Annotated in this window: 12 protein-coding genes, 1 pseudogene and 1 riboswitch; of the genes and pseudogenes, 8 read left to right on the top strand and 5 right to left on the bottom strand. The window is 67.3% G+C overall.

The genetic code is table 11. The features are described from left to right. Positions 1–40: 40 nt before the first annotated feature. Positions 41–170, bottom strand: a riboswitch (TPP riboswitch). A gap of 47 nt (positions 171–217) precedes the next feature. Beyond that, positions 218–1,468: an adenylate/guanylate cyclase domain-containing protein gene (locus ASF52_RS17140; RefSeq protein ID WP_056174543.1), complete on the bottom strand. Its 1,251-nt coding sequence runs from the start codon at positions 1,466–1,468 to the stop codon at positions 218–220. Between the two features lie 304 nt (positions 1,469–1,772). Between ASF52_RS17140 and ASF52_RS17135 the strand changes: the two genes are divergently transcribed. After that, positions 1,773–2,909: a hypothetical protein gene (locus tag ASF52_RS17135; RefSeq protein WP_056174541.1), complete on the top strand. Its 1,137-nt coding sequence runs from the start codon at positions 1,773–1,775 to the stop codon at positions 2,907–2,909. A 103-nt stretch (positions 2,910–3,012) separates the two neighbouring features. Here the strand turns inward: ASF52_RS17135 and rpoD are convergent, their stop codons facing one another. From rpoD to ASF52_RS17120, 3 genes are all read right to left on the bottom strand, one after another. After that, the gene (gene rpoD / locus ASF52_RS17130; RefSeq protein WP_056174540.1) at positions 3,013–5,013 is read right to left on the bottom strand and encodes an RNA polymerase sigma factor RpoD; all 2,001 of its coding nucleotides are present in this window, start codon (positions 5,011–5,013) and stop codon (positions 3,013–3,015) included. 198 nt (positions 5,014–5,211) lie between these two features. Further along, complete coding sequence (gene dnaG / locus ASF52_RS17125) at positions 5,212–7,137, bottom strand: DNA primase (RefSeq protein ID WP_056174537.1); 1,926 nt, start codon at positions 7,135–7,137, stop codon at positions 5,212–5,214. A gap of 80 nt (positions 7,138–7,217) precedes the next feature. Continuing rightward, positions 7,218–7,679, bottom strand: a complete 462-nt coding sequence (locus tag ASF52_RS17120) for a GatB/YqeY domain-containing protein (protein ID WP_056174535.1) — start codon at positions 7,677–7,679, stop codon at positions 7,218–7,220. 203 nt (positions 7,680–7,882) lie between these two features. On the opposite strand from ASF52_RS17120, the gene carA reads away from it, so the two are divergent. Further along, entirely contained in the window at positions 7,883–9,130 is a 1,248-nt protein-coding gene (gene carA / locus ASF52_RS17115) for a glutamine-hydrolyzing carbamoyl-phosphate synthase small subunit (protein WP_056174533.1), read from the top strand. Between the two features lie 191 nt (positions 9,131–9,321). Further along, complete coding sequence (locus tag ASF52_RS17110; protein ID WP_056174531.1) at positions 9,322–9,699, top strand: hypothetical protein; 378 nt, start codon at positions 9,322–9,324, stop codon at positions 9,697–9,699. 51 nt (positions 9,700–9,750) lie between these two features. Here ASF52_RS17110 and ASF52_RS17105 read toward each other — a convergent pair. Beyond that, positions 9,751–10,196: pseudogene (locus ASF52_RS17105) on the bottom strand (pseudoazurin). Between the two features lie 318 nt (positions 10,197–10,514). On the opposite strand from ASF52_RS17105, the gene carB reads away from it, so the two are divergent. The 5 genes from carB to trxB all read left to right on the top strand — a co-directional run bounded on the left by carB (position 10,515) and on the right by trxB (position 17,208). Further along, a complete protein-coding gene (gene carB / locus ASF52_RS17100) occupies positions 10,515–14,000 on the top strand; it encodes a carbamoyl-phosphate synthase large subunit (RefSeq protein WP_056174528.1) in 3,486 nt (1,161 codons plus the stop codon). A 126-nt stretch (positions 14,001–14,126) separates the two neighbouring features. Beyond that, a complete protein-coding gene (gene greA, locus ASF52_RS17095; RefSeq protein ID WP_187272944.1) occupies positions 14,127–14,603 on the top strand; it encodes a transcription elongation factor GreA in 477 nt (158 codons plus the stop codon). Positions 14,604–14,623: 20 nt separating this feature from the next. Then, entirely contained in the window at positions 14,624–15,124 is a 501-nt protein-coding gene (locus tag ASF52_RS17090) for a hypothetical protein (protein ID WP_056175024.1), read from the top strand. 60 nt (positions 15,125–15,184) lie between these two features. Next, entirely contained in the window at positions 15,185–16,219 is a 1,035-nt protein-coding gene (locus ASF52_RS17085) for a mitochondrial fission ELM1 family protein (RefSeq protein WP_056174525.1), read from the top strand. Positions 16,220–16,233: 14 nt separating this feature from the next. After that, on the top strand, positions 16,234–17,208 hold the full coding sequence (gene trxB, locus ASF52_RS17080) for a thioredoxin-disulfide reductase (RefSeq protein ID WP_056174523.1): 975 nt from the start codon (positions 16,234–16,236) through the stop codon (positions 17,206–17,208). Positions 17,209–17,369: the final 161 nt, after the last annotated feature.

The following is a 17,369-nucleotide window of genomic DNA, read 5'->3' as shown; positions in this document are numbered from 1 at the left end:
GCCTGTGCGCTTCTGAGCGGAGCCCGCCGAACTCGGGCGGGCAAACACGGCGGTCCAATCCCTACGCCGGTATGAACCGGTTCAGGTTCGAAGGATTTCCGCGCCGCCGCCCGCACGCAGGCCGCTCATCGGTTTCTCAGCCCCTTGCCGGGGATCTCCCTGGAACACCACCGATGTGGGCCGGGACGGCCCTCCGGTCAACACCCCGCGCGCCTCGTCACACCGTCGCGGCCGGCCGTCCGGGGCGGAACACCCCCATGGGCTCGGCGAACCCGTCGAGGGCGTGGGTGCCGAGGGAGACCGGATCGCCCCAGAGGAAATCCACGAAGGGCTTGGACATCAGCAGGGGCTCGCCGAGCGTCCTGTTGAGGCGGGCGAGGCGGCTCGCGAGGTTGACGTCGCGGCCGATGACCGTGAAGTCGAGGCGCGCGCCCGAGCCGACATTGCCGTAGGCGGCCTCGCCGTGATGGAGCGCGATGCCGGCCGCCACGGGCTGGGCGAAGCGCCCGAGGCCGTTGGCCTCGTCGAGGGCCGCGAGCGCGCTCTGGGCCGCCGTCAACGCCCCCTTGGCCGCCCCGCCGAGGTCGTCGCCGCGTTCGCGAAAGATCGCCAGCAGGCCGTCACCGAGATACTTCAGCACCTCGCCGCCCTCGCGCTCAATGGCCGGCACGAGGCAGTCGAAGAAGATGTTGAGGAGGTCCACCGCTTCTTCCGGGGTCATCTCGGCGGAGATGCGGGTGTAGTCGCGCATGTCGGCGAACAGGATCGCCGAGCGGATGCGCTGAACGTGGCCGCGCCGGATCGATCCGGCCAGGATCGCCTTGTGCGGTTCGTCGCCGACATAGATCCGCAGCACGTGGTCGAGCTGCTTGTTGATGCTGCGCATCTCCATCACGGCGGCGAGCGTCGGGATGACGAAGCGCAGGATCGCCACGTCCTCATCGCGAAATCCATCCGCGCTGCGTGTGGCGAACGTGATGCCGTTGCGGGTGCCGTTGGTGAAGAACAGCGGCGCCACGATGTAGTGGCGGTAGCCCTCGGCCTTCAGGTCGGGAATCACCGCGTAGGCGTCGGACGGCGTCTCGGAAAGATCGAGGATCAGCCACTCCCCGGTCTCGTGGACCGTCTGGAACGGGCTCTCGCGGTAGGCCTTGTCGGAGGCGTCGCCGTGGGGGAACAGCCGCACCGTCGAGCCCGATTCGCGGGTCCAGAAACGGCCGACGCCGGAATACTCGGAATGCAGGGCGTCGATGGCCGTGGTCGCCCGGTCCACCGGCACCCCGAGGTCGATGAGCCGCTCGGCCAACCCCGCCAGGAGGTCCTCGGCGTTGGGCATCCGGGCGCCCTCGCTCAGCAGCCAGTCGCGCAGGGCCACGCATTGCTGCAGGGCGCCGAACGGAACGTCGTTCGCTTCCGATCCGTCGGCTTCGGCGGTGGGCGGCGACTGGGGCGGACCTCGATCGAGCATATGGCCTAGTTGGGTCAAGGATCGCGCTTCGGCAACCGGACGCTCGCTTTGCGCGGCTCTCCGAACCGCCATCAACCGGGAAACGATGGTTGGATCAACGTGAAATCTGCGGACCCCGGTTGCAATTCCATTCGAATTCCGCGCCTCGCCTCCCCCAGGACCTCCGGTGGGGGAGATGGGCACGATCCCGAAAGGCCTCGAATCACGACGGTGTCGAATCCTCACGTGAAATGAAATCTAAGATTGTTTTCTTTCAGGTTGTATTGCATCTCGATAGCGCAACCTCAACGTAAGGAAGCGTGTGATGATTCGATTGGAAAGCCGTTTACTCGAACTCTCTGAAGTTGCGTTCGCCGAGGAGGTCATCGGCAATCTGCGAAAGCAGTTCAACGTCGACCTCGCACCTATCCTTCGTTCGCATCTCCCATATGCCGAGAAGAAGAAGCGTGCCGCCGGGGCACTGCTCGATGCGATCTTCGATAAGGCGAAGCGTGAGGGCTACCTTGAGGATTGGCATCAGGGCAGCCCCAACCGCGAAGCCGAAGACGCGCTCCTGGACGCGATGCTCGCGAGTGACGTGGACATCGAGCCCAACTTCACAATCGTACCCACGGACGTCCCCACAATCCTGAGTTACAGGGGGAACGACGTCAAAGATTATGTCTATATGCTGACGAAGCGGTTCGAGAACGCCTCGAACGCGAAGACGCCCGGGCAGGCGGCCGGTGAAATCATCGGCGGCGGCGTGCTCAGCGTCGGTCTCGCAGCCACGAAGCTCGCTATCGACGCCTATCGTGCCGGTGGGACGACGTTCCTCGGTGCTGCACGAGCGGGAATCGCCGGCCTCGGCATGAAGACTGCCATCTCGGTCATCGTCTTCGCACTCGTCGGTTTGCTCCTGTTCCTGTTTCTGGAAAACCCGAAGAAGGTCCTCGGAATCGTCATGAACGATACGGACGAGAACCTGACGGTTAACAAGTGGCGCGATGGTCTGACCGGTGCCAACCAAGGCGATCTCTACATGGCGCATGGCGACATGAAGAGCTTCATGGCCGACCATCCGTCGGGCTTGAGTTCACCCGAAGTGCAGGTCAATCATCGCACCATCTTCGGCAAGGACGACCCGGACAATTTCATTTCCGCCGGGATCTACTTTTCGGACAAGAAATTCGGGCTACGCGGCGCCGAGGGCGTCATGGTTTTCAGCACCTCGGTGACAAAGAAGCGGATAGCCCTGTTCTTCGCGAGCCCCTATACGAACGACAATGGAACAAACATGGACGTTATCGGCGACGTGACGCCAGAAAGCGTTTTCCGCGGACTCTACGATGCCCGGAAAGTATCGATGCAAGTCACTAAGGACGGTTACTTCCTGCAATCCTCGGTGAACGAACCGCGTGGCGGAGTGGTCGCCGCCATCAGTTACATCCGGAAAGCATGACGAGACAGTTCGACTTGGCGCAACATGCCGAAGGCCGCTGACTGAACGTACGGCGATGCATTGAATCGAAAAAGGCGGCCTACCGGGCCGCCTTTTTACGACTTCAGTTGTCGAGGAAGCTGCGCAGTTTGCGCGACCGGCTCGGGTGCTTGAGCTTGCGCAGGGCCTTGGCCTCGATCTGGCGGATGCGCTCGCGGGTCACCGAGAATTGCTGGCCGACCTCCTCGAGGGTGTGATCGGTGTTCATGCCGATGCCGAAGCGCATGCGCAATACGCGCTCCTCGCGCGGGGTCAGCGAGGCGAGGACGCGCGTCGTGGTCTCGCGCAGATTGCTCTGGATCGCCGCGTCGATGGGCAGGACGACGTTCTTGTCCTCGATGAAGTCGCCGAGGTGGCTGTCCTCCTCGTCGCCGATGGGGGTTTCGAGGGAGATCGGCTCCTTGGCGATCTTCAGGACCTTGCGCACCTTCTCCAGGGGCATGGCCAATTTCTCGGCCAGTTCCTCGGGGGTCGGCTCGCGGCCGATCTCGTGCAGCATCTGGCGCGAGGTGCGGACGATCTTGTTGATCGTCTCGATCATGTGCACCGGGATGCGGATGGTACGCGCCTGATCGGCGATGGAGCGGGTGATCGCCTGGCGAATCCACCAGGTGGCGTAGGTCGAGAACTTGTAGCCGCGACGGTACTCGAACTTGTCCACCGCCTTCATCAAACCGATGTTGCCCTCCTGGATCAGGTCCAGGAACTGCAGGCCGCGGTTGGTGTACTTCTTGGCGATGGAGATCACGAGGCGGAGGTTCGCTTCGATCATCTCCTTCTTGGCCTGACGGGCTTCGCGCTCGCCCTTCTGGACCATGTTGACGATCTTGCGGTACTCGCCGATCTCCAGGCCCGTCTCGGAGGCGAGCGTCAGGATCTGCTCGCGCAGGCGCACGACCTCCTTCTGGCCCTTCTCGACGAGGTTCTTCCAGCCGCGGCCGCCGAGGCTGCCGACGCGTTCCATCCAGTTCGGGTCGAGCTCCCAGCCCTGGTAGTGGCGCAGGAACTCGTCGCGGGCGACGCCGTGGGTCTCGGCGTAGCGCATCAGGCGGCCCTCATGCGAGATGAGGCGCTTGTTGATGTCGTAGAGCTGCTCGACCAGGGCCTCGATGCGGTTGGCGTTGAGCGAGAGGGACTTCACGTCGGTGACGACGATGTCCTTCAACTCGTCGCGCTTGGCGGCCTGCGCCTCCGTCAGGGTCCCGCCCGAGGCCTTCACCTCGGCGTGCTCGCTCTGCAGCTTGCGCAGCTTCTTGTAGTTGTTCGCGATGTTGTCGAACGTCTCGAGGACGCGCGGCTTGATCTCGGTCTCCATGGCCGCCAGGGAGACGTTGTTCTCCATGTCGTCCTCGTCGTCGCCCTCGGGCGCCGCCGGAGTTTCGGCCTCGGTCTCCTCGGCTTCCTCGCCGCCTTCCGCGATCTGCATCGCGTTTTTGGCGTCGGGACCCGCGTAGGTGGCTTCGAGGTCGATGATCTCGCGCAGGAGCACCCGTCCGTCGACGAGTTCGTCGCGCCAGATGATGATGGCCTGGAAGGTCAGTGGGCTCTCGCACAGTCCGGCGATCATCGCCTCGCGGCCCGCCTCGATGCGCTTGGCGATGGCGATTTCGCCCTCGCGCGACAGCAGCTCCACGGAGCCCATCTCGCGCAGGTACATCCGCACGGGATCGTCCGTACGGTCGGTGGGCTCCTTGGTCGTGGTCTCGCGCACGGCCGGCGCCTTGGTCGGCGCGATCTCGGCGACCTCGGTCCCCTCCGCGCCGTCCTCGTCCTCGCCGGCCTCGCCGTTGGCCTTGGTCTCGCCGGCGGTCTCCTCGGTCTCCTCCGCCTCGACGACGTTGATGCCCATCTCGGAGAGCTGGGACAGTACGTCCTCGATCTGGTCGGGATCGGACTGGCCGTCGGGCAGGACCTCGTTGATCTCCTCGTAGGTGATGTAGCCGCGCTTCTTGGCGAGCTTCACCATCCGCTTGACGGAGGCATCCGTCAGATCGAGAAGCGGCCCGTCCGTCTGTGCCTCGGGGGCAGCATCCGTCTCGTCCCGTTCCGTTGCCTTCGTCGCCATGGTCCGCCTATGGTTGTCGTGGCAATGTCGCGCGGGAGTGTGTGGCTCACTCCGCGTCTACGACGTTGCAATGCATATGGTGTGCGGAACGCCGAAAAGCGCCCGCGTCGATCTCAGATCCCGGTATGCAAGCGAGACGCTTGACCGATTGTTAACCATGCGCCGCCTTCGGCGCGAGAATTCCATTCCTTCGAAGGCCTAGCCCGCTGCCGCATCGGCGTCGGACCCGTCCTCCTCCGCCTCCGCTCCGGCGACCACGGCCATACGTTGCTTCACGTCACACAGCCAAGCGAAGTTCGCCTCCGTGAAGTCCTCGGCCAGGGCGTGTTCCGCCAAGCGAAGTTCGCTATTTAGCGCGCCGGACTTGCGGTGCAAGATCACGGCCTGACGCAATGCGTCTTCGAGACGCACGGGATCGGCATGCGCGTCAAGGGTCCATCGGTCCCCGGGGCGCACATGAGTGGCCAGTCGTTCCGACGCCTCGACCAGTCCGGTGCGCCGCAGGCGGGCCTCCAGGACCTCGACGCCGGGCTGTCCGGCATCGGCGTGGCTGTCGAGGAGCAGCGAGCGCAGGGCCTGCGCGTCGGAATCGCCGAGTTCGAGTTCGGCGAGATCCTCCGCCTCGATGCCGAGGAGTTCCGGGTGGACGAGGAGGCTCGACACGATCATCGCCTCGCGGTCGCGAAACGCCACGGGGCCGGCGGCGTTGGTCTCGCCCGCATAGAGCGGGTTGAACTTGGTGGTGATGCGCGGCGACGGCGGCGGATCGCCCGGGCGCGGGGTCCGCTGGTAGGCCGGCCGGCCCCCGCCGCCGCCCTGTCGGGGCTCCCACGGGCCGCGTCGGCCCTGGTTCGACTGGGGTGAGAGCGCGCGCAGGCGGCCCTCGATCTCGTCGCGGTAGAACCCCCGCACGGTCTCGTCGCGGATGCCCGCCACCATCTCGCGCAGGATCTTGGCGAGGCCTGCCCGGCGCTCGGGCGTGTCGAGGGGCGCGCCCTCGGTCGCCCGCGACCACAGCACTTCCACCAGGGGGCGCGCGCCCTCCAGCACCCGGTCGATGGCGGCCTTGCCCTCGGAGCGCAGGAGGTCGTCGGGGTCCTGCCCCTCGGGCAGCATGGCGAAGCGCAGGGATTTGCCCGGCGTCAGGCCCGGCAGGGCGACGTCCAGCGCCCGAAAGGCGGCGCGCTGACCGGCGCCGTCCCCGTCGAAACACAGGATCGGCTCGTCGCCGTGGCGCCACAGCAGCGCGACCTGCTCCTCCGTCAGCGCGGTGCCGAGGCCCGCCACGGCGTTCGGGTGGCCCGCCAGCGTCATGGCGATGACGTCGACGTAGCCCTCGACGGCGATGATGGTACCGCGATCGTGGGCCGCCTTCCGCGCGCCGTGCAGGTTGTAGAGGAGCTGGCCCTTGTGGAAGAGCGGCGTCTCCGGCGAGTTCATGTACTTCGCCTTGGCGTCCTTCTGCATCGCCCGGCCGCCGAAGGCGATGACGCGTCCGCGCGAATCGGTGATGGGAAACATCACCCGGTCGCGAAACTTGTCGTACGGCACCTTGATGTCGTCGCCGGTCACGATCAGGCCGAGCTCGGCCATCATTTCCTTGGACACCTCCTTGGCGGCCAGATGATCGCGAAGAGCGTAGCGGTCGTTCGGCGCGTAGCCGAGGCGGAACCGCGCGCGGGTGTCGAGTCCGAGCTGGCGCCGGTCGAGATAGGCCCGGGCCTCGATCCCGGCGCTCCCGGCGAGCTGCGCCTCGTAGAACGCGGCCGCCATCTCCATGATGTCGAGGGCGCCGGCGCGCTTCGTCTCCATTTCCCGGGTGTCGGCACTCGGGGTCGGCAGGCTGACGCCGGCCTCCGAGGCCAGGCGCTCGACGGCCTCGGGAAAGCTCAGCCCTTCCGTCTCCATCAGGAAGGTGAACACGTCGCCGTGTTTTCCGCTCGAGAAGCAGTGGTAGAACTGCTTCTGGTCGTTGACGTAGAACGACGGCGATTTCTCGGCGTTGAACGGCGACAGGCCGCGCCACTCGCGCCCCGCCTTCTTCAGCCGGACGCGGCGCCCGACCACGTCGGAGGCGGGCAGGCGCGCGCGGATCTCTTCGAGGATGTGGGGCGGATAGCGCATGGGACCTCTGCGGCCGTCCAGTTTAGCCGAAGGGACTTAAGGAGTCCCGAACGCCGAGCGTCGCGGCCTGCCGCCTCGCCTCACGCCTTGGCGTTCAGCACCTCTTTCACCAGCCCGCTCGCCTTGCCGAAATCCATCCGGCCGGCATAGGCCGCCTTCAGGGACGCGATGACCTTGCCCATGTCCTTGGGGCCGGCGGCGCCCGTCTCGGCGACGGCGGCTTCGATGGCGGCGCGGGTTTCGGCCTCGTCCATCTGCTGGGGCAGGTACCCGGCAATGATCGCAGCCTCGGCGCGCTCGTTCTCGGCGAGTTCCGGGCGGCCGCCCTGATCGTAGACGCCGGCCGATTCGTTGCGCTGCTTGATCATCTTCTGGAGGAGCGCGAGGATCTCCTCGTCGGTGGGCTGTTCCTTGCCCAGCCCTCGCGCCTCGATGTCCTTGTCCTTCAGGGCGGCCTGGATCATCCGCACGGTGGCGAGTTTCGCCTTGTCGCCGGCCTTCATGGCCTCTTTCATCTCGGTGGTGAGGCGGGCGCGCAGCATGGAAGTCTCCTGATCGGGCTGGTCTGTGAATTGCTGAGTGGATCGCGCGTCTTGAGCCGGTGGGTGCGTGGGGCCACATTGACCCCATCGCCGCCCGCTCGGTATGAGCGCCGCACGACAAGCCACCCGCGTGTGCCGTGTCGCACGGCTTGCGCCGTGTCGCACGGCGCCGGGATCGGCCGGACATAAGCGAGATCACGCCGATGCTGCAAGATGAAGGCGCCCGCGCGCACCCCGCCACCGCCGCACCCTCCCCGGCCCCCTGGGCCGAGCCCGTCGCCACCGCCCTCCTGGTTCTCGCCGACGGCACGATCCTCGAAGGGTTCGGCATCGGCCAGACCGGGGCCGCCGACGGCGAGGTCTGCTTCAACACGGCGATGACCGGCTATCAGGAGATCCTGACCGACCCGTCCTATGCCGGACAGATCGTCACCTTCACGTTTCCCCATATCGGCAACACCGGCACCAACGACGAGGATCTGGAAAGCCTCGACGCCGCCCCGGCCTCGGGCGTGCGCGGCGCCGTCATCGCCTCGGCGGTGACCAACCCGTCGAGCTGGCGCTCGTCGAGCCACCTCGACGCCTGGCTGAAGGCGCGCGGCATCGTGGGCATCACCGGGGTGGACACCCGCGCGCTCACCGCCCTGATCCGCGACCATGGCATGCCCAACGCCGTCATCGCCAACGCTCCGGACGGCAGCTTCGACCGCGAGGCGCTGAAGGCGCGCGCCGCCGCCTTGGCCCCCATGGAGGGCCTCGACCTCGTGCCGCCGGTGACCAGCCGCGAGACCTCCGCCTGGTCGCAGACCACCTGGGGCGTGAAGACCGGCTACGGCGACCGCCCGGCCGGCCAGGGCCTGAAGGTCGTGGCCATCGATTACGGCGTGAAGCGCAACATCCTGCGCCTGCTGGCGCAAGCCGGCTGCGACGTCACCGTCGTGCCCGCCACCACGAGTGCGGCCGAGATCATGGCGATGAAGCCCGACGGCGTGTTCCTGTCGAACGGCCCCGGCGACCCGGCGGCGACGGGCGAATACGCCGTGCCGGTGATCCGCGAACTCCTGTCCGAGAAGGTGCCGACCTTCGGCATCTGCCTCGGGCACCAGCTCATGGGCCTGGCGCTCGGTGGCCGCACGGTGAAGATGGCGCAAGGCCACCACGGCGCCAACCATCCGGTGAAGGACAAGACCACCGGCAAGGTCGAGATCGTGTCGATGAACCACGGCTTCGCCGTCGATCCGGGGAGCCTGCCGGCAACCGCGGTGGAGACCCACGTGTCGCTGTTCGACGGCTCGAATTGCGGCCTTTCGCTCACCGACCGCCCGGCCTTCTCGGTGCAGCATCACCCCGAGGCCTCGCCGGGGCCGCGCGACAGCCACTACCTGTTCGAGCGCTTCGTCGCCCTGATGCGGGCGGGCAAGCCCGAGACGCTCCACGCCGTGGCGGAGTGAGGTCGGCGGCCGGCCGCGTCGGGGGTCGCTCCAGTCCGGTCTGTGCGAGCCACCTGCCCCGATATGGACCGGAGCGCGTCACAAAATGTCCGGCATTGCCGGGCATCCCCGCACCGTTAACGGCCCGCTAAGGACGACGCTCGAAGCTTCGTCGCGCGGGCCCGAACCGGACCGATGGCGGGGATCTCCACATGACCTTCGACGACGCGCGCGACGACTTCTCGCGCCTGCATCGCCTCTTCACTTTCCATCTCGGCGTCGGTGTCGGCCTGTCTTGGATGACCACCCTGTACGCGGCTTGCTACGCGCCGTGGGTGCGCAACATCCGGGCCCTCATCGACCCCGCCGCCGGGCTCGACCGCGTCGAGAGCACCCTGTCCTTCCTGTTCGTCCTGCCGGCGGTTCTCACCATCGCCTGGGTGAGCCTGTTCTTCGGCCGCGAACTCCTGCGCCGCAGCCAGACGCTATCCAGCGCCGCCCTGGAATTCGCCGCCGCCGCCGTCGTGGCCTTCGGGGTGTTCACCCTGTCCATCGACCGGGCTGTGGCCGCACTCTACGCCGGCCTTTAAGTTCAGCGAACCTGCCGGAGGCGGACGATCACCTCCGGCCCGCGAGCGTGCCTATTGCACCTTCGCGAACAGCGGCTCGAACCGCTTCGTTGCGATTATGTCATGCGGAACGGCCTTGGCGGCGTCGAGGTTCGCCGTCTGGTCCCCCACCACCACCAGGCCGATCATCCCCATGATGTAGTGCGGCGCGCACTTGATGCCGTAGACGCCCGGCTTGTCGAAGGTCACCACCTCTCCTCCTCCTTGACGACCACGGTCTTGAACGTCGCCGCGCCCTCGGGCGCCATGCCCTTGATCAGCTCGGCGTTGTGCCCCTTGTCCGTTGGGGTGAAGCGGATGCTGTCGCCCGCCGGCAGCTTCACCAGGGCGGGCTCGAACACCATCATGCCGTCCGCGCCGCTGTCGAGGGTCTTGACCGTGAACTCGGCCGCCATCGCGGCCGTGCCGAGGGTCGCGCACAGGGTGACCGTTCCGGCGAGCAGGGTGAGCTTCGTCATGCGTTTCCTCGAATGATTCTGAAGAATATCGACGCGTTTCGTCGATCTTGCGCAAATATAGCAACGCACAATGTCGGGCAAATTCGCCGATACTTACGAATTCAAACAGTTCTATTCGTAAGAAGATCTTGGGGGCCGGCGGCGGGCATGGTTCCTGCGTATGGCTGACGGCGCCCACCGCTCCGCCCTTCCAAAACCGGGCGGCGGCGTGTAGACGCGAAGCCTAACGACAATCCACGCCGCTCGCGCCCGCACACGGCAGCCCCCGATGGTGGCGCCGCGTGTGCCTGGGCGCGTGCCCGCAAGCCAGGGCCCCCGATGCCGAAACGCACCGATCTCTCCACGATCCTCATCATCGGTGCGGGCCCGATCGTCATCGGACAGGCGTGCGAGTTCGACTATTCTGGCACCCAGGCCTGCAAGGCGCTCCGCGAGGAGGGCTACCGGATCGTGCTGGTCAATTCGAACCCGGCCACGATCATGACCGACCCGGACATGGCCGACGCCACCTATGTCGAGCCGATCACCCCGGAGATCGTCGCCAAGATCATCGAGAAGGAGCGTCACGTGGTGCCGGGGGGCTTCGCCCTGCTGCCGACCATGGGCGGCCAGACCGCGCTGAACTGCGCCCTGTCCCTCAAGAAGATGGGCATCCTCGAAAAGTTTGACGTCCAGATGATCGGCGCCACCGCCGAGGCCATCGACAAGGCCGAGGACCGCCAGCTGTTTCGCGACGCCATGACCAAGATCGGCCTGGAGACGCCGAAATCGGCGGTGGCCAACGCGTCGGCGGCCAAGAAGGTCGACCGCGAGAAGTACCTCGCCGAGATCGCCCGGATCGAGACCGCCACCGAGGGCGACGCCCGCGCGCCCGCGCTGGCCGCGTTCGAAAAGACCTGGCACCGGGGCGAATCCGACCGGCGCAAGCGCTACGGCGAGCACGCCATCGGGCAAGCGCTCATCGCGCTCGCCGATGTCGGCCTGCCGGCGATCATCCGGCCGTCCTTCACCATGGGCGGCACGGGTGGCGGCATCGCCTACAACCGGGAGGAGTTCCTCGACATCGTCGAGCGCGGCATCGATGCCTCGCCCACAAACGAGGTCCTGATCGAGGAGAGCGTGCTCGGCTGGAAGGAGTACGAGATGGAGGTCGTCCGCGACAGGAACGACAACTGCATCATCGTCTGCTCCATCGAGAACATCGACCCAATGGGCGTCCACACGGGCGATTCCATCACCGTCGCTCCGGCGCTCACGCTGACCGACAAGGAATATCAGGTGATGCGCGACGCGTCGCTCGCGGTGCTTCGCGAGATCGGCGTCGAGACCGGCGGCTCCAACGTCCAGTTCGCCATCGACCCGGCCACCGGCCGGATGATCGTCATCGAGATGAACCCGCGCGTCTCGCGCTCATCGGCGCTCGCGTCGAAGGCCACGGGCTTTCCCATCGCCAAGGTCGCGGCCAAGCTCGCCGTCGGCTACACCCTCGACGAGATCGCAAACGACATCACGGGCGGGGCGACCCCGGCTTCGTTCGAGCCGACCATCGACTACGTCGTCACCAAGATTCCGCGCTTCGCCTTCGAGAAGTTCCCCGGCGCCGAGCCGACGCTCACCACCGCCATGAAGTCGGTGGGCGAGGCCATGGCCATCGGCCGGTGCTTCGCCGAATCCCTGCAGAAGGCCCTGCGCTCCCTCGAGACCGGCCTCACCGGCCTCGACGAGATCGAGATCGAAGGCCTCGGCAAGGGCGACGACCACAACGCCATTAAGGCGGCCCTCGGCACCCCGACCCCGGACCGGCTCCTCAAGGTCGGCCAGGCCCTGCGCCTCGGCGTCAGCCACGCGGAGGTCCACGCCTCGTGCAAGATCGATCCGTGGTTCCTGGAGCAACTCCAGGCGATCATCGACCTCGAGAACCGGGTCAAGGCGCACGGCATCCCGACGACGCCGGGAGCGCTGCGCCAGCTCAAGGCCGCCGGCTTCTCCGACGCGCGCCTCGCCGTGCTGGCGAAGACCGACGAGGAGTCGGTGCGTAGGAACCGCCGGGCGCTGGGCGTCCGCCCGGTGTTCAAGCGCATCGACACTTGCGCGGCCGAGTTCAAGGCGCCCACTGCCTACATGTACTCGACCTATGTCGCGCCCTTCGCCGGGACGGTCGTCGACGAGGCCCAGCCGACGGAGGCGAAGAAGGTCATCATCCTCGGCGGTGGCCCGAACCGCATCGGCCAGGGCATCGAGTTCGACTATTGCTGCTGTCACGCCTGCTTCGCGCTGACCCAGGCCGGCTACGAGACCATCATGGTCAACTGCAACCCCGAGACGGTCTCGACGGATTACGACACCTCCGACCGGCTCTACTTCGAGCCCCTGACCGAGGAGGACGTGCTCGAGATCATCGAGACCGAGCGTCAGGCCGGGACGCTGCACGGCGTCATCGTGCAGTTCGGCGGCCAGACCCCGCTCAAGCTCGCCCGCGCCCTGGAGGCCGCCGGGGTGCCGATCCTCGGCACTTCGCCCGACGCCATCGACCTCGCCGAGGACCGCGACCAGTTCAAGCGCCTCCTCGACAAGCTCGGGATGAAGCAGCCGAAGAACGGCATCGCCTATTCGGTCGAGCAGAGCCGGCTGGTGGCCGCCGATCTCGGCCTGCCCTTCGTGGTGCGGCCGAGCTACGTGCTCGGCGGGCGCGCCATGGCGATCATCCGCGACGAGACCCAGTTCGCGGATTATCTCCTCGACACCCTGCCGAGCCTGATCCCCTCCGACGTCAAGGCGCGCTACCCCAACGACAAGACGGGGCAGATCAACACGGTGCTGGGCAAGAACCCGCTCCTGTTCGACCGCTACCTGTCGGACGCCACCGAGATCGACGTCGATGCCATCTGCGACGGCACGGACGTGTTCATTGCCGGCATCATGGAGCACATCGAGGAGGCGGGCATCCATTCGGGCGATTCGGCCTGCTCGCTGCCGTCGCGCTCGCTCTCGCCCGAGATCATTTCGGAGTTGGAGCGGCAGACGAAGGCCATGGCCCTGGCGCTCAAGGTCGGCGGCCTGATGAACGTGCAGTACGCCATCAAGGACGGCGCCATCTACGTGCTGGAGGTGAACCCCCGCGCCTCGCGCACGGTGCCGTTCGTGGCGAAGGTGATCGGCGAGCCCATCGCCAAGATCGCCGCCCGCGTCATGGCCGGAGAGCCGCTGGCGAGCTTCGGCCTCAAGGCCAAGGTGCTCGATCACATCGCCGTCAAGGAAGCGGTGTTCCCGTTCGCGCGCTTCCCCGGCGTCGATGTGCTGCTCGGCCCCGAGATGCGCTCCACCGGCGAGGTCATCGGCCTCGATTCGAGCTTCGGCGTCGCCTTTGCGAAAAGCCAGCTCGGATCCGGCACCCAGGTGCCGAAGGGCGGGGCGGTGTTCGTCTCCGTGCGCGATGCCGACAAGGCCCGGATCCTGCCGGCGATCCGCCTGCTCGCGGAACTCGGCTTCACCATCATCGCCACCAGCGGCACCCAGCGCTATCTCGCGGAACAGGGCGTACCGACGGAGCGGGTGAACAAGGTTCTGGAAGGCCGGCCGCACGTGGTCGATTCCATCAAGAACGGCGACATCCAGCTCGTGTTCAACACCACCGAGGGGGCGGGTGCGCTCTCCGACTCCCGCTCGCTCCGCCGCGCGGCCCTCTTGCATAAAGTGCCGTACTACACCACTCTCGCGGGTGCGATGGCGGCGGCCGAGGGGATCAAGGCCTATCTGGAAGGCGATCTCCAAGTCCGCGCCTTGCAGGAATACTTCGCGGCCTGAATCATCGCGTTGCGGGTGACTTGCGTCACGGCCGCGACGCATTAGGTTCTGGACGATCTTATTCTGGCCCGGGGGGAGCGATTGCGCTCCCTTCGGGCCTCTTCATTGTGGCGCGAGACGATGACCATAGACAAGGTTCCGATGACGGTGCGCGGCTACGCGGCGCTGGAGCAGGAGTTGAAGCACCGCCAGCAGGTGGAGCGCCAGCGCATCATCCAGGCGATCTCCGAGGCACGAGCCCTCGGCGACCTATCGGAGAACGCCGAGTACCATGCCGCCAAGGAGGCGCAGTCCCACAACGAGGGCCGCGTCATGGAACTCGAAAGCATGATCGCGCGCGCCGAGGTGATCGACGTCACCAAGCTCTCCGGGACCAAGATCAAGTTCGGCGCCACGGTGAAGCTCGTCGACGAGGACACCGAGGAAGAGAAGACCTACCAGCTCGTCGGCGAGCCGGAGGCCGACGTGCGCTCGGGCCTCGTGTCCATCACCTCCCCCATCGCCCGCGCCCTCATCGGCAAGGGTGTGGGCGACACCGTCGAAGTGACGACGCCCGGCGGCGGCAAGTCCTACGAGGTCGTCGCCGTCCAGTACGGCGCCTGAGCGTCGTCGTGCGCCGCCTGTTGCGCTGGGCCGGGACGGGAGGCCTTCTCGGCCTCCTCTCCCTCGCCGCCCCGGCTTCGGCCCAGGGTCTGCCGAGCCTCGGGGGCGAGCGGCTGTCCGGCATCCGCGTCGATGTCGGACCCCTCCTCGCCCAGGGGGACGGTCCCCGCGCCCGGGCGCTTCAGGACGATCTTACCCAGGCCCTGCGCGCCGAGTTCGCCGATGTTTCCGGTGGGCGCGGCCCGACCCTGGTGGTGCGCCTGCGCAGCCTGTCGATGAACCCCTATGTCGGCAACCAGGGCCGGAGCGGCTTCGGCGGCAGCATGGATTCCGACTATCTCGACGGGGAGGCCCTCCTCGTCGGTCGCCGTGGCGAGGTGCTGGCCCGGCATCCCCAGCTGTCCGTCGTCCCGGCGAGTTCCGGGGGGGCCTGGTACGATCCCGAATCGGAGCGTCGGCGGGTGACCGCCATCGCGGCGCATTACGCCGGCTGGCTTCGGCGGGCCCTGCCGTCGCAGTGATCGTCGGGCGAACCGACCGGCGGGATTGACGTGGCGGCGCCGATGTCGAAAGCGTCCCGGATGCATGCACCGTCCGGCCGTCCGGCAACGACCCCCTCCCCTCCGCGCGAGATCGCCCAGGCCAGGACCTGGATCGTCACCGACGGCAAGGCCGGCGACGAGAACCAGTGCCTCGGCCTCGCCGAGACCCTCGGCCTCGCCTTCGAGACCCGGCGCATCACGCCGCGCCCGCCCTTCGGCTGGATGGCGCCGTGGGGGCCGGTGGACCCGGGCGATCGGCCGGGCCGGGCGCGCGGCGCCCTGTCGGGGCCGCTGCCCGACATCCTCGTCGCCTCGGGTCGGCGGTCGGTACCGTACCTGCGGGCCGTCCGCGAAGCCTCGGGGGGACGAACCTTCACAGCGTTCCTCAAGGACCCGCGCACGGGACCGCAGACCGCCAACTTCGTCTGGGTGCCGGATTACGACGACCTGCGGGGGGAGAACGTCTTCACCACCCTCACCGCGCCGCATCAGGTGTCCGCCAAGCGCCTCGCCGCCGCGCGCGCCCGGCCCGATCCGCGCCTCGCCGGCCTGCCCTGGCCGCGCATCGCCGTGCTCATCGGCGGCGACAGCCGGCATCTCACCTACCGCAACGCCGACATGCGCCGCCTCGTGCGCGATCTGACCAAGCTCTCGGAGGGTGGCTGCTCGCTGATGTTGACGGTCTCGCGCCGCACCCCGCCGGACCTGCGCGACGCCCTCGAGGCCCTGGTCGCGGCCAAGGGCGGGTTCTTCTGGGACGGGACGGGCGAGAACCCCTACGTCGCCATGCTGGCGCTCGCCGAGTCCATCGTGGTCACGTCGGATTCGGCGAACATGGTCGGCGAGGCCGTGAGCACGGGCGCCCCGGTCCTCCTGTTCGACCTGCCGAAGACCTATATCCGTCACAGGCGGCTGTTCGCGGGCCTCGCCATGGCGGGCGCGTTGAAGCCCTTCATCGGTCGTTTGGAGACCTTGCGCTACGAACCCCTCGACGCGACGCCGGCCATCGCGCAGGCGATGGCGCGGGCCTACGACGCGCATGTCGCGCGCCTGGCCTCCGCCGACCCATCCTGAAGGAGACGAATCCGATGGCGCACACCCATTCCAAGCTCGTCATCATCGGCTCGGGGCCGGCCGGCTACACCGCCGCCATCTACGCCGCCCGCGCCATGGTCGAGCCCCTGATGATCTCCGGCTTCCAGCCCGGCGGCCAGCTCATGATCACCACGGATGTGGAGAACTATCCGGGCTTCGCGCAAGCGATCCAGGGGCCGTGGCTCATGGAGCAGATGCGCGCCCAGGCCGAGCATGTCGGCACCAGAATCGTGTCCGAGTACATCACCAAGGTCGATCTCAAGGTCCGGCCGTTCCGGCTGGAAGCCGATTCCGGCGAGACCTACTCGTGCGACGCCCTCGTCATCGCCACGGGCGCCCAGGCGAAGTGGCTCGGCCTGCCCTCCGAAGCGGCGTTCCAGGGCTTCGGCGTCTCGGCCTGCGCCACCTGCGACGGCTTCTTCTTCCGGGGCAAGGAGGTCGTGGTGGTCGGCGGCGGCAACACCGCCGTGGAGGAGGCGCTCTATCTCGCCAACCTCGCCTCCAAGGTGACGGTGGTCCACCGCAGGGGCGAGTTTCGGGCCGAGCGCATCCTGCAGGAGCGCCTGTTCAAGCATCCCAACGTCGAGGTGCTGTGGCACCACGCCGTCGAGGAAGTCTGCGGCACGCAGAAGCCCCCGTCGGTGACGCACCTGCGCCTCAAGGACGTGCGCTCGGGCGAGATCGTCGAACGCAAGACCGACGGCGTGTTCATCGCCATCGGGCACCAGCCCGCGACGGCGATCTTCGAGGGTCAGCTCGCCATGCGCGACGGCGGCTACATCGAGACCAAGCCGGGGACGACCCACACGGCGATTCCCGGCGTCTATGCCGCCGGCGACGTCACCGACGACATCTACCGCCAGGCGATCACGGCGGCCGGCATGGGCTGCATGGCGGCCCTCGACGCCGAAAAGTTCATCGCCGCCCTCGAAGTCGGCGAGACCCCACAGCAAGCTGCGGCCGAATAGCGATTTTTGTCCGCCGCGGCTTGCGCCCGGCCGCAACACAATCGCAAGATCGAAGTCCTAACCTGAGCGCTGACGGCATGGGCCGTCGGCGCTTCTCGCATGGACGACCCACACTGTGATCCGTGGGTCACCGCGCGGCGCGTGTCAGGGTCCGGGCCGGC

The sequence above is a fragment of the Methylobacterium sp. Leaf112 genome (genome assembly GCF_001423295.1).
Lineage (GTDB): Bacteria > Pseudomonadota > Alphaproteobacteria > Rhizobiales > Beijerinckiaceae > Methylobacterium.
The sequence above is the reverse complement of the archived record's forward strand: the minus strand, read 5'-3'. Positions and strand labels throughout refer to the sequence as shown.

Excerpts from the sequence above, each read along its gene's own strand:
- ASF52_RS17140 (WP_056174543.1), bottom strand. The coding sequence starts at position 1,468 with ATGCTCGATCGAGGTCCGCCCCAGTCGCCGCCCACCGCCGAAGCCGAC.
- ASF52_RS17135 (WP_056174541.1), top strand. The coding sequence starts at position 1,773 with ATGATTCGATTGGAAAGCCGTTTACTCGAACTCTCTGAAGTTGCGTTC.
- rpoD (WP_056174540.1), bottom strand. The coding sequence starts at position 5,013 with ATGGCGACGAAGGCAACGGAACGGGACGAGACGGATGCTGCCCCCGAG.
- dnaG (WP_056174537.1), bottom strand. The coding sequence starts at position 7,137 with ATGCGCTATCCGCCCCACATCCTCGAAGAGATCCGCGCGCGCCTGCCC.
- ASF52_RS17120 (WP_056174535.1), bottom strand. The coding sequence starts at position 7,679 with ATGCTGCGCGCCCGCCTCACCACCGAGATGAAAGAGGCCATGAAGGCC.
- carA (WP_056174533.1), top strand. The coding sequence starts at position 7,883 with ATGCTGCAAGATGAAGGCGCCCGCGCGCACCCCGCCACCGCCGCACCC.
- ASF52_RS17110 (WP_056174531.1), top strand. The coding sequence starts at position 9,322 with ATGACCTTCGACGACGCGCGCGACGACTTCTCGCGCCTGCATCGCCTC.
- carB (WP_056174528.1), top strand. The coding sequence starts at position 10,515 with ATGCCGAAACGCACCGATCTCTCCACGATCCTCATCATCGGTGCGGGC.
- ASF52_RS17085 (WP_056174525.1), top strand. The coding sequence starts at position 15,185 with ATGCATGCACCGTCCGGCCGTCCGGCAACGACCCCCTCCCCTCCGCGC.
- trxB (WP_056174523.1), top strand. The coding sequence starts at position 16,234 with ATGGCGCACACCCATTCCAAGCTCGTCATCATCGGCTCGGGGCCGGCC.